The sequence below is a fragment of the Stenotrophomonas sp. S4 genome (genome assembly GCF_054187805.2).
The window spans coordinates 1161877-1175040 of the sequence record NZ_CM196188.1 but is presented as its reverse complement, the minus strand read 5'-3'; the positions used below and the strand labels follow the sequence as shown (position 1 = coordinate 1175040).

Below are 13164 nucleotides of genomic sequence, written 5' to 3'. Positions count from 1 at the left end.
CCGCTGTTCCACTCCGCTGCCACTCCCATCCACATGCGTTACGGCCCTGTCCGGATCAGCCCCACCAACCACCGTCATCGTGGCAGCCGCATGTACGCATGGGCGTTCTGCCAGAAGAAGCGCTCCCGGTGCTCCCGCCACTCCTCCTTTTCAAACAGCTTCAGGAACAGATCAAGGTAGCTACGGGCCGAGTTGACCATTGCCTGCATGTGCCAGTCGGAACCATAAGCGACCTTGCTCATGAACCCGTAATCCATCTGCGTATCCCGGGCGCGTCTCAGGTTCCGCTCGAAGTCCGACATGTCCCCGCCAAGCAGGCCTTCCAGATGCCCTATCTCGCAGTACACGTTGGGGTATCGGACACACAGGTCAACCACCTGCCACGCATAGTTGCCCTTCTTCCACTCGACCTCTTCGGCATCCCAGCCAGCCGAAACCGGCCTTTCCCTGGGAGCGCGCTGCCCGCCGGCGTGTCCCAGGCACAATCGCAGTTCTTTGCGGCTGCTCAGCACATCGGCCCAGTATTCCGGGTTCGCGAACGCTCCCTCCTTGCGCGGGGTCTGAAATCCCACCGGTGTGCAATGCGCGAAGATCGGCGTGTCATGCTCCAGGCAGAAGTCGTAGAACTCGTTGATCCGCCGGGCATGGACCGCGTCCCCATGGGGCTTGTAACCCATCGCCGGATAGAACTTGAAACCAATGAATCCATCCTTGAGTGCGGATTCAAGCAACCCTTTCCAGCCGCGCGGATTCGGATCATCGCGGCGCGGATCGAATGCGAAAAAGCCATGCAGCTCCGGGAACTTCTTCTGCAGTTTCACCATGTTCCCGGTGCGCTTGGACAGGTGATAGTTGGCCATTGGCCCGCCCGGGTACGCCAGCTCCATGTCCATCATCAGATGGGCGTACTCCATGGAGGGCAGGGACTCACCGTACGCCACCTGCAAGCGCTGGAAAATCGTTTCCTCTGAACCCAGCAGAGTGAAGAAGAACTCGGCGTAGTTGCCGATCGTACTCGTCGGATCACGCACCACCAGTGCCATGAAACGTTCCAGCGCGCGCTTTACGGTGCTGCGCGCCCAGTCGACCAGACCTGCCGGCGCCATCAATTCCTGCACGAGAGAATCGGTGGACGGCGCGGCGGCGGTGTCGGGCCCACCCGTTGCAGAAATGGCCTGCTCCAGCTCACGGAGAATCGCCATCAGGTCGGAGCCCCGCATGGCGTCTGCTTGCGGTGAGTCGGCGGTCAGCGCGGCCAGACCATCGGCATCCGGCAGCCCCGCCGCAATACCCACCTGGAACTCATGGCTGGCGACGTTGCAGATCGACGCAATGTAGTCGATCTGTTCGTGCCCGCCATGGTCATGAAGACTATGCAGGTGCAACTGCTGTAGCCGAGAGAACTCCGCCTGCTCGCCCGTTGTTTCCGTCAGCAGGTACAACAGCTTCGCCAGAGGTCGGGCCAAGGGACTTGACCACGCACCCATCGCGCCGGCGATGATGCTTTCCAGCGGCAGATGCCGCGCATTGAACAGATGGGTGTGCAGATCGACGACACGTACGGGCTTATCCTGCGCTGCTGCCATGGCGCTGCTCCTTGCGTCCTGTCGGTCCGCGGACTCTAGCAAACGCCCCGACCCCCGCAAGTGCATGCATCGGACACATTCGTCCGAAAGGACATTCAGCCCTGCGCGAAGTCCTTCAGGATCTCGCCAATGCCGCTGGGCGAGATCTCGAAGCCCAGCGTGGTGCCCGGGTTGATCACCACGCCATAGCCACCCGGCACGCGGCGCAGTACGTCCAGCATCAACCAGCGGATCTGGTGTTCGGCCTGCTGGCTGTAGATGCCCACCCGCGACGGATCGGTGAACACGGCCACGTGCAGGGTGCCCTGCTTGTCGAACAGCAGCGGGTCGAAGCCACTGCCATCGGGGGTCACCAGGCTGCCGGTCAGCAGCACCACGTCGGAGGCGACGAAGGCCTCCATGAAGGCGCGGATCGGCACCGCCCCGTCCATCGCCGCCTTCAGCAGGGTTTCAATCGGGGTCTGCGGGGCGAGGTCGGTCATGGCGGTACGGCAGGGCGTGAGGGGTGCCTATTGTGCCGGATGCGGCCGAACCCGGTAGTGCCGGCCGCTGGCCGGCATCTGCAGGTGCCGTGGATTCAAGGGGTGCCGGCCAGCGGCCGGCACTACCGTCCCAACCGCTGGTCCCGCGCCTTCTGGTCGGCCATCGCCTTGTCCAGCTCGACCTGCAGCGCCGGCTGCTGCACGGCGGCATCCAGCACGTAGACCCTCACTCCGTGCGCCGGCACTTCGGCCTTCAGCGAGCCGTCCACCCGCAACGAACCTCCCTCCAGCGCGTCGCGCCAGCGGCCGTTCTGAACGTAACGCGCCACGGTGAAGGTCCTCGCCTGCTCGCCCTTGTTCAGCAGCACCAGCGCGGTCTGCGCCACGTCACCCTGCTGCAGCACGCGGAAGAACACTGCCTCATCACCCTGCAGGCGCTCGTTCACCTGCAGGCCGCGCTGCAGCGCCGGGGTGGCTGCGCGCAGCCTAGCAATGCGCTGCAGCGGCGCGAAGATCGGGCTCTGCGGCGCAGCATCCACACGCGGCTGGCCGAAGTAGGCACGATTGCCGGCATGCTCGGCGCGACCACGCATGAAGCCGGTTTCCGAGCCGTAGTAGACCACCGGAATGCCGCGCGCAGTGAACAGCCAGTTGTGTGCATCGATGAAGCCACTGTCGCTGGCCTGCAGTCGTGGCATGTCGTGGTTGTCGTAGAAGCTCATCAGCTCATACGGGTTGGCATACGGCCCACCGCTCAGATGCAGCGGCTCGGCGAGGGTTTCAAAACCCTTGCCGGCGGTGCCGAAGGTCTGTTCCAGCGCGCCACGCAACGGGAAGTCGAGCACGCTGACGTTGGCGTTGGCCGGCCAGGTGTGCTCGGCGATGCGCGCGGCATCGTAGTCAAAGGCTTCGCCGAACATGAACATGCCCGGATGCTCGGCGCGGATGCGCTTGACGAAGGCATGCCACCACGGGTGCGGCAGCCAGCCGATGGTGTCGATGCGCAGCGCGTCCACGCCCTGCGCGGTCCACTGCAGATAGGCACCCACCAGGTAGTCCATCACCGCCGGATTGTCCTGGTTGAAGTCGGACAGCTCAGCCAGGTTGCCATCGAAGATCGAGCCGTCCTTGCTGTCGACCGGGCCGATGTTGTTGTAGAACGCGTGCAGCGGGTTGTGCTTCGGATCCAGTTGCTGCGGCGGCAGGTTCTGGTGGTCGGCAATCAGCGTTCCGTCCTTGTCGAATATCTGCCCGAACTGCGGCTGCCGCGTCGGCATGGTCCAGGCCGGCGAACCGTGGTTGCCGACGATGTCCAGCACCACCTTCAAGCCAGCACCGTGCAGGCCCTTGGTCAGCCCGGCGAAGTCCAGGTCCTTGCTGGGCAGGTGCTCATCAAGTTTGTAGAAGTTGATGCCCCAGTAGCCGTGGTAGCCGGTCTTGCCGCGATCGGTCAGCGTGCTGGTGCAGCTGATCGGCTTGCTGCCGGTGAACGCCTCGTCCGGGTTGTCGACGATGGGGGTAATCCACACCGCACCGAAGCCGAGGTTGCGGATGTACTGCGCATTGTCGAGCACACCGCGGAAGTCACCACCGAGATAGCCGATGTTGCCGTCCACCTTGTCCGGGCACGGCACCGGAATATCGAAGGTGCGATGCGTGCCGCCCTGGTCGCGATGGTCGTTGGACGGATCGCCGTTGACGAAGCGGTCGGTGACCACGAAGTACACCGCATCACTGGCAAACGGCTCGGTGGTGCCCACATAGTCCGGGCGCGGCGCGGCCGCCGCATGGCCGGCCAGCAGTACCAGGGAAACAGCAACAGACAGCGCACCACGCATCACACCACCTCCGGACGGGACGGAACCCACAGCACGCACAGGCCGGCGATGAACAGGCTGCAGCCGCCCAGCACCAGTACATGCATCGGCTGGCCACCCAGCAACGTACGCAGGGCGAAGCCGAGCGCACTGGCGGCGACCAGCTGCGGGATCACGATGAAGAAATTGAAGATGCCCATGTACACGCCCATCTTCGATGCCGGTACGCTGTCGGACAGCAGTGCATAGGGCAGCGAGAGAATGGACGCCCAGGCGAAGCCGACGCCGACCATCGACAGCAGCAGCCAGTGCGGGTCGCGGATGAACATCAGCGAGACCAGCCCGGCACCGCCCAGCCACAGGTTGACCAGGTGGCTCCAGCGCAGGCCGATCATGCGCACCATCAGTGGAATCAGCACCGCCGCCAACGCCGCGAAACCGTTGTAGGCGCCGAACAGCACGCCCACCCAGTTGGCACCCTCGTTGTAGGCCGCCGACTCCGGTTCGGTCGAACCGAAGTGGGCGCCGGCCACTGCGGCGGTGGTGTAGATCCACATCGCAAACAGCGCGAACCACGAGAAGAACTGCACCCACGCCAGGCGACGCATGGTGACCGGCATCGCGCGCAGGTCGCCGACGATGGCGGCCAGCATGTGCGTGGCCGGCAGCGTGCGTGCGAGCGCCAGCAGCAGGCCATAGCCGGCACACAGGCCGGCCAGCACGTACAGCATCCGGTCGCCCTGCCGCCAGGCGATCAGCAGCGCCAGCAGCACGCCCAGCCCCAGCCATACGGCGACCTGGGTCCAGGGTGCCGGACCGCTGATCGGCGCTGCTGCATGATGTGCCGATGGCTCGGCATCATCGAACCCGGCCAGCTCTGCCGGTGAATACTCGCGGGTGCTGACCACCGTCCAGGTGATCGCCGCCAGCAGCACCACCGCGCCGAAGTAGAACGCATAGCGCACGGTGTCCGGCACCTCACCGGCGGCGGCCGTATTGGCGACCCCGAAGTGGGCCAGGATGAACGGCAGGAAGCTGGCGACGATGGCGCCCACGCCGATGAAGAAGCTCTGCATCGCGTAGCCGGCTGGGCGCTGGCGCGGCGCCAGCTGGTCGCCGACGAAGGCGCGGAACGGCTCCATCGATACGTTGATCGAGGCGTCCAGCACCCACAGCGTGCCGGCGGCGATCCACAGCGTCGGCGAGTTCGGCATCACCAGCAGCGCCAGCGTGGTCAACACCGCTCCGATCATGAAGAACGGACGGCGGCGCCCCCAGCGCGTCCAGGTGCGGTCGGACAGGTAGCCGATCACCGGCTGCACCAGCAGGCCTGTCAGCGGCGCTGCAATCCACAGCCCGGGCACCGCATCGATGTCCGCGCCCAGCGTCTCGAAGATGCGGCTGGCATTGGCGTTCTGCAGGGCGAAGCCGAACTGGATGCCGAGGAAGCCGAAACACATGTTCCAGATCTGCCAGAACGACAGCTGCGGCTTGGCCGTGCGATTCATCGTGCGCCCTCTGCCGCAGCCACCGGCGCCACCGTCAGCGCCTGCACCTGGGCCTGGTTGAGCACGCCGTCGCGGCCGCCCTTGCCCCCGGTGTAGTGCGCGAAGTGTTGCAGCGCGCTCATGTTGAAGCCTTCCTCAAGCGCGACCGAACACCGGCCCTTGGCCACGGTGAACGTCGCCGAGGTCGAGTCCTGCACGGCCACGCTGTGCGGCAGCGTGACCGTCCGCCGCTGCTGGGGAATGCCCGGGCACTGCAGCACCAGCTGCTTCACCGCGGCGGTGACGCCCGTGTTGATCGGCCCGTTCGGATTGCGGTACTGCAGGCGCAGGCGCACCTGCCCGGCCCTGGCCGAGCTGAACTGCCAGCGCTGCGCGCCCTTCAGTGCCTGCTGCGGACCGACGCAGACCGTCGGGCTGTGCAGCGATTCCAATGCGCTGTCGCGCCGGGTAAGGCTGAGGCAATGCTGCAGGCCGTCGTCGCTGATGCGTGCCTCGCCATTGCGGGCGGTGAGCGCCCGACCGTCCTGCCACAGCACCTGGTCGGCAGCGACCGCGACGCTCCAGCCCCTGCCCTTGCGTCGCGCCTGCGGTGCGGCCGGCGTGGCCGGTGCGCGTGCATTGGCGTCAGCCGTCGTCGCTGCGCTGCGCGGCGCCGCGGCGGCGGGGACCAGCTGCACGGTGGTGGTGGCACCGCGCGTCTTCACCTTGCCCGCTACCAGCAATCCATCACCCAGCTGCTTCGGGCGCTCCAGCACGTAGCGCCTGCCCGCAGCGTCGAGGCGGATGCTGCGCTGGCTGCCGAACAGCTCCGGTACCAGCACCGCCGGCAACTTGGGCTGCACGCGGCCATCGTCCTGCACGCCGAACACGCCCTCGACCACCATCGACAGATAGCCGGCCACCGACCACAGCTGGCGTTCGGAGTTGACCACCGGGCCGCTCAGCGCGCCCTCGTCAACATGCACGGCCTGGCTGACCAGCTCGTAGTTTTCCATGTTGGAACCGGCCAGCGCGGCGCCCTGCATCAGCGAGCGGATCTCGGCGGCGATGCGCGGCGCATCGTCCAGCTGCCGCGCCGCACGCAGCGAGTAGGCGCTGACGAACGGCCAGATCGCACGGTTGTGGTAGATCGGCTGCTGCGCCTCCTGCGGCCAGACCACCGGGCTGCCGGCCGGCCCCATCGGGTAGGCAGCCAGTGCGCGGCGCGCGCGCTCGGGTGGCAGCACGTCGGCCAGAATTCCCAGCGACAGGCCAAGCAGATCGACCTTGGCGTACGGCACCGGGTGCGCGGCTTCGCCGATGTAGCTCATGTACTGGCCGATATCCTCGCGCCAGAAGCGTGCATCGATCTGCTTCGCCAACGCATCGGCCCACGCCTTGTAGTCGGCCGCACGGGCGTCGTCGTGCTGGCCGGCCAGCCGCTCGGCCAGGCGCAGTGCCTGGTAGTGCAGCACGTTGGTGGACAGTGCGTAGGAGTCACCGATGAAGCGCACGTCCTCGCGGGTCCAGTCCGGGTAGGTCTGCTCGCGCCAGTCCAGGAACGAGGTCTCGCCACGGTAAAGGCCCATCTGCGCGTCGAACACCATCGCGCGGTCCTGCGCCAATGTACCCTGCAGCGCCTGCCAGACCTGGTCGGCGAACGCGCGGTCATCCAGCAGGTGGCGTGCGGCGAGGAACCACACCACGCGGTCGCTGCTGATCGGCCAGCTGCCGCCGGAACCGGTGTCCTGAGCGACGAACAGGCCGGGCGTATGGCCATCGCGGGCCGCCGACAGCTTGAACTGCAGCGACTGCCGGGTGCGCTGCGGATCCAGCCGCGCCAGCGCCAGGTCGGCGGCGAAGCTGACATCGCGGGTCCACACGTAGGGCCAGCGCGCGCCGGTCTGGAAGCACTCGCACGGCACCGGCCGGCCTCCGTCGAACGCAGGATCGCGGATCGCATCCACGCGGTCCTGGTCCATCTCCTGCTGGGCCAGCGCGAACAGCGCATCGAACATCACGCTGCCGGTCTGGCTGCGCATCGGTGCGGCTGCGATCTGCACTGCGCCCTTCGGCGCATGCAGCACGAAGCTGCCCTTGGCAGCGGCTTCGGCGCGCGCATGACGGCCGTCGAATTGCAGGTCGGCCGCCTGCGCGGTCGATCCCAGCGCTGCCCCCAGGGCAGCGGTCAGGCAAATGATCTTCAGCATCGAAGCGGCGGACCGGCTTGCGCCCGTCGGCCTCCCTCCCTCTCTGCACGCGTTGTAGGTCCGCACCGTCGTTGCCGGCGGGCGGGCGCGGCCCCTCCCTCAAGGTGCCTTGGCCCCATGGTAGACGCGGGGCTGTCGGCTGCGTCCAGCTGCATACGTATTCATGGCGTTGCGCGGTAGCGCGCCTGCCGCGCTGGCTTATGGTCCGGGTCTGCCAACGGCGCCTTGGGAGGGGAAATGCCGATGTCATCCACTGCTGTACGCGCGGTGTTCGCGCATGTGCTCGGACTGGTCCTGCTGGGCCTGGCCACGCTGGCACAGGCCGCGCCACAGGTGGCCAGCGTCGAATCACCGGGCAAGGTGCTCACGGTCCGCCTGGTGCTGGACGGCGGCACTGCCCGCTATCGCGTCGAACGCTTCGGCGAAACCGTGGTGGAGGACTCGAAGCTCGGCTTCGCCCTGCGCGATGGCCGCCTGGACCGCGATTTCGCCCTGCTTGGGCAGCAGCGGCGCAGCGTCGATGACCGCTGGGAGCAGCCGTGGGGCGAACGCCGGCTCACCCGCAACCACTTCAACGAGCTGACCGTGCAGTTGGCCGAAACCACCGGCAGCAAGCGGCGGCTGGATGTGGTGTTCCGCGTCTACGACGATGGCGTTGGCTTCCGCTATGTGTTCCCCGAGCAGCGGAACCTGCACGAGGCGATCATCGATGACGAGCTGACCGAGTTCGCCATCGCACAGGATTCCACCGCCTGGTGGATTCCCGCCGGCGAACCGATCCACTACGAATACCTGTACCAGCGCACGCCACTGCGCGAAGTGCCGCTGGTGCATACGCCGATGACCCTGCGCAGCCGCGATGGCCTGCACGTGGCGATCCACGAGGCCGCGCTGGTGGACTATGCCGGCATGTGGCTGCGGCGAACCGAGGGCCAGCGCCTGCGCGCGCAGCTGTCGCCCTCCGCCGAAGGCTGGAAGGTGCGCCGTGCCCTGCCCTTTGCCACGCCCTGGCGCACGCTGCAGATCGCCGACCGCGCCGGAGGCCTGGTCGAATCGGACCTGATCCTCAACCTCAACGAGCCCAATGCGCTGGGCGATGTGAGCTGGGTGAAGCCGGCCAAGTACCTGGGCGTGTGGTGGTCGATGCACCTGGACAATGAGAGCTGGGCGACCGGCCCGAAGCACGCGGCCACCACTGCCAGGACGAAGAAGGTGATCGACTTCGCCGCCGCACACGGCTTCCGTGGCGTACTGGTGGAAGGCTGGAACCCGGGCTGGGATGGCAACTGGGTCGGCAACGGCTACGACTTCGACTTCACGCGCGCCACGCCGGACTTCGATATCGAAGCGCTGTCAGCGTATGGCCTGAAGAAGGGCGTGCATCTGATCGGCCACCACGAGACCGGCTGTGCCATCGAGCATTACGAGGACCAGCTGGGTGCCGCACTGGACCTGTATGCGCGGCTGGGCGTGGACCAGTTCAAGACCGGCTACGTCTGCGACGACGGCCAGGTCGACCGCCGCAATCCGGCCGGTGGCCCGCTGTGGCGCGAGTGGCACGACGGGCAATTCATGGCCCGCCACCACCTGAAGGTGGTGCAGGAGGCCGCGCGCCGGCACCTGTCGGTGAACCCGCATGAGCCGATCAAGGACACCGGCCTGCGCCGCACCTACCCCAACTGGATCTCGCGCGAAGGCGCGCGCGGCATGGAGTACAACGCCTGGGGCCAGCCGCCCAACCCACCGGAGCACGAGGTCAACCTGGTGTTCACCCGCATGCTGGCCGGGCCGATGGATTACACCCCCGGCATCCTCAGCCTCAAAGGCCGCCACGGCCAGGCCATTCCCAGCACGCTGGCACGGCAGCTGGCGCTGTACGTGGTGCTGTACAGCCCGATCCAGATGGCCGCCGACCTGCCCGAGCACTACCTGCAGCATCGCGAGGCGTTCCGCTTCATCGAGGACGTCGCGGTGGACTGGGAGCAGAGCCGCGTGCTTGATGGCGAAGTGGGTGACTACGTGACGATCGTGCGCCGCGACCGCAACAGCCGCGACTGGTTCCTCGGCAGCATCACCGACGAGCATGGCCGCGTGTTGCCGGTATCGCTGGGTTTCCTGGAACCGGGCGTGCGCTACCGCGCCGACATCTACCGCGATGGCGAGGGCGCGGATTTCCGTAGCAATCCGTTCGCGTTCATGCGCGAAACCCGCGAGGTGACCAGCGCCGATGCACTGACGCTGGTGCTGGCACCAGGCGGTGGGCAAGCCATTCGTTTCACACCACTTTGAATGCACCGGTAGTGCCGGCCGCTGGCCGGCAACCCGGTGATCGTGATTGCCGGCCGGCGGCCGGCACTACCGCACGAGGTACTTGAAAGCGATTACAACCCTGCAGACGCCATTGAATACGTATGCAGGGTGATTCCCGCGAAGAACGCGCTGCCTACCATAGCGGCGACGACAGCGGCCACCGCGTCGCACGTCCACGGTCACGCCGGGACGTTCACGAATCGATCTGCAACATTGCCTGGGAGGGGAAAATGTTGAACCACAAGCGCAGCGCGCTGAGCATCGCGCTGGCCGTTGTCCTGGCGCCGACGCTGGCGTCGGCACAGTCCACGCAGAACACCACCGCGCCGGCCGGCACCGCCACCACCAACCTGGATGCGGTGCAGGTCACCGGCATCCGCCGCGGCATCGAGAGCGCGATCGCGGTCAAGCAGGACGCCACCTCGGTGGTCGAAGCGATTTCTGCCGAAGACATCGGCAAGCTGCCAGACGTCAGCATTGCCGAATCCATCTCGCGCCTGCCCGGCCTGGCCGCCCAGCGCGTGGCGGGCCGTGCGCAGGTGATCAGCGTGCGCGGCCTGTCACCGGACTTCGCCACCACCCTGCTCAATGGCCGGGAAGTGGTCAGCACCGGCGACAACCGCGGCGTCGAGTTCGACCAGTACCCGTCCGAGCTGGTCAACGGCGTGACCGTGTACAAGACCCCGGACGCGGCGCTGGTCGGCCAGGGCCTGTCGGGCACCATCGACATGCAGACCTCACGCCCGCTCAGCTTCGGCGAGCGCGTGATCGCGGTCAGTGGCCGCTACCAGAAGAGTTCGCTGGGCCGCGCCGCCAACGTCGATCCGTACGGCAACCGCTTCAGCGCCAGCTACATCGACCAGTTCCTGGACAAGACCCTGGGCATCGCCATCGGCTACGCGCACAGCGACATGCCGATCCAGGAGAACCAGGTCGGCCTGTACGAGCCGTGGACCACCGAGCACACCGACAAGGGCAACCGTCCTGGCGTTGCCGCCGGCACCTACTTCTCCGATGGCATCAAGGCGCTGCGCCGCACCGGCAACAACAAGCGCGACGGCGTGATGGCCACCATCCAGTTCCGCCCGAACAACAGCTGGACCAGCACCTTCGATGCGTTCCACACCGAAGCCGAGCAGATCGACACCGCCAACCAGTTCGAGCTGAACCTCAGCAACTACAACGGCAACTACACCCCGGGCCTGCTGGTCAGCAACCCGCAGATCAACGCCAACGGCTCGTTCACCGGCGGTACCGCCAGCGGCGTGTATCCGCTGGTGCGCGGCATGTACAACAAGCGCAAGGACAAGATCGATGCGTTCGGCTGGAACAACGAGTTCAACTTCGGCGGCGTCAAGCTGGTCGCCGACCTGAACTACTCCAAGGCCACGCGCGATGAGCTGAACCTGGAAAACAACCTGCAGCTGACCCCGATGCCGCAGCTGGATACGATCGGCGTGACGATCCGCCAGGATGGGTTCTCGCAGATCAGCCCGGGGCTGAACTATTCCAACCCCGACGCCCTGTTCCTGACCAACACCATCTACGGTTCCGGCTACGGCAAGGTGCCGAAGGTGGAAGATCGCCTGAAGGGTGGCAAGCTGGCCGCCACCATCGCCCTGCCCGATGCCATCGCCTCGTGGGCGCCGGATATCGACATCGGTGTGAACTACGCCGACCGCCGCAAGGTAAAGACCCAGTCCGAAGGCAACATCCTGCTCGGCGCACAGGGCGACGCCAACATCGCCTCGGACCTGCAGTACCGCCCGGTCGACCTGGGCTTTGCCGGCCTGGGCACCATCCCGGCCTGGAACGTACCGGCCGCAGTGGGCCGCTACATGACCTTCAATCCGGTCGACAACCTGGACTACCTGATCCCCAAGTCGTGGACGGTCGAAGAGAAGATCACCACCGCCTGGGCGCGCCTGAACATCAACACCGACATCGGTGAAGTGGGCGTGCGCGGCAACATCGGCGTGCAGATGCAGCACACCGACCAGAGTTCGGATTCGCGCTACTGGGACAGCTCGCAGTCGGCCGGCAACAACGTGCAGCCGTATTCGAACGGCCGTACCTACAACGACTGGCTGCCGAGCTTGAACCTGGCCTTCATGTTCCCGCACCAGCAGACGCTGCGCTTCGCCGCCGCCAAGCAGGTCGCGCGCCCGCGCGTGGACCAGATGCGCGCCGGCCTGGAGTTCGGCGTGGACACCGGTACCGGCCGGCCGGGCGGCAGTGGCGGCAATCCGCTGCTGGACCCGTGGCGTGCCACCGCGCTGGACCTGTCCTATGAGAAGTACTTCGGCGAGAAGGCCTACGTGGCCGCCGCGATCTTCTACAAGGACCTGAAGAGCTACGTCTACACCCAGTCGGTCGACAACTACGACTTCACTTCACTGCTGGGCAGCTACGTGCCGCCGCCGGGCATGACGGCGCCGGTGCTGACCACCGGCACCTTCTCCGCGCCGCAAAACGGCAAGGGCGGCACGTTGAAGGGCCTGGAACTGACCGCATCGTTCCCGCTGGAGATGCTGACCGACAGCCTGCGTGGCTTCGGCGTGCAGGCCAGCGCGACCTTCAACAAGAGCGACATCACCATCCTGGATCCGGAGAGTGCCTCAAGCGTGGGTAGTGACCCGATCAGCCTGCCGGGCCTGTCCAAGCGCGTGTACAACTTCACCGCCTATTACGAGCGCAGTGGCTTCGAGGCACGCGTGAGCCAGCGCCGCCGTTCGGACTTCATCGGTGAGATCGGCAACTTCAACGGCAACCGCAGCCTGCGCTACGTCGTCGGCGAGAACGTGACCGATGCGCAGGTCAGCTACACCTTCAGCGACAGCAGCACCCTGCGTGGCCTGACCCTGCTGCTGCAGGGCAGCAACCTGACCAACGAGCCGTACCGCACCTACGCCGGCAGCAAGGACCGCCCGCTGGAGTACATCGAATGGGGCCGCACCTACATGCTGGGCGTGAACTACAAGTTCTGAGGTAGTGCCGGGCCCTGCCCGGCAACGCGGCCCCGGTAACGCCGGCCGCTGGCCGGCAACACGGACTCGGTAGTGCCGGCCGCTGGCCGGCAACACAAGGGGAGCAGGACCGGAAACCCGCTGCGCAGGCAGCGGGTTTTCTTTTGCACGAATGCCCATCCACGCATGGCGTGGATCTACCCTGCGCCGCCCCAACCCGTAGATCCACGCCATGCGTGGATGCCTTTCGCCGGAAGCCCACCCACAAAAAAGGGACGGGGCGCTTCGGCCCCGTCCCCGCAAGTA

The 13164-nt window shown here is 66.4% G+C and carries 7 protein-coding genes; 2 read left to right on the top strand and 5 right to left on the bottom strand.

Annotated features, from left to right (window positions below; genetic code table 11):
• Positions 1-74: 74 nt before the first annotated feature.
• The 5 genes from ACUZUJ_RS05420 to ACUZUJ_RS05400 form a co-directional block, all read right to left on the bottom strand.
• A complete protein-coding gene (locus ACUZUJ_RS05420; protein ID WP_458220359.1) occupies positions 75-1586 on the bottom strand; it encodes an amidohydrolase family protein in 1512 nt (503 codons plus the stop codon).
• A gap of 95 nt (positions 1587-1681) precedes the next feature.
• The gene (locus tag ACUZUJ_RS05415; RefSeq protein ID WP_458220358.1) at positions 1682-2068 is read right to left on the bottom strand and encodes an SseB family protein; all 387 of its coding nucleotides are present in this window, start codon (positions 2066-2068) and stop codon (positions 1682-1684) included.
• Between the two features lie 122 nt (positions 2069-2190).
• Entirely contained in the window at positions 2191-3906 is a 1716-nt protein-coding gene (locus tag ACUZUJ_RS05410; protein WP_458220357.1) for an alpha-amylase family glycosyl hydrolase, read from the bottom strand.
• On the bottom strand, positions 3906-5393 hold the full coding sequence (locus ACUZUJ_RS05405) for an MFS transporter (protein WP_432591194.1): 1488 nt from the start codon (positions 5391-5393) through the stop codon (positions 3906-3908). The genes ACUZUJ_RS05410 and ACUZUJ_RS05405 overlap by 1 nt, the downstream gene beginning before the upstream one ends.
• Positions 5390-7582, bottom strand: a complete 2193-nt coding sequence (locus tag ACUZUJ_RS05400; RefSeq protein WP_458220356.1) for a glucosidase family protein — start codon at positions 7580-7582, stop codon at positions 5390-5392. Before ACUZUJ_RS05400 ends, ACUZUJ_RS05405 begins: the two co-directional genes overlap by 4 nt.
• Positions 7583-7819: 237 nt before the next feature.
• Here ACUZUJ_RS05400 and ACUZUJ_RS05395 point away from each other — a divergent pair, with 237 nt between their 5' ends.
• Both ACUZUJ_RS05395 and ACUZUJ_RS05390 read left to right on the top strand, forming a co-directional pair.
• Complete coding sequence (locus ACUZUJ_RS05395) at positions 7820-9871, top strand: glycoside hydrolase family 97 protein (RefSeq protein ID WP_458220355.1); 2052 nt, start codon at positions 7820-7822, stop codon at positions 9869-9871.
• 251 nt (positions 9872-10122) lie between these two features.
• Positions 10123-12879, top strand: coding sequence for a TonB-dependent receptor (locus ACUZUJ_RS05390; protein WP_458220354.1), 2757 nt, complete (start codon positions 10123-10125; stop codon positions 12877-12879).
• Positions 12880-13164: the final 285 nt, after the last annotated feature.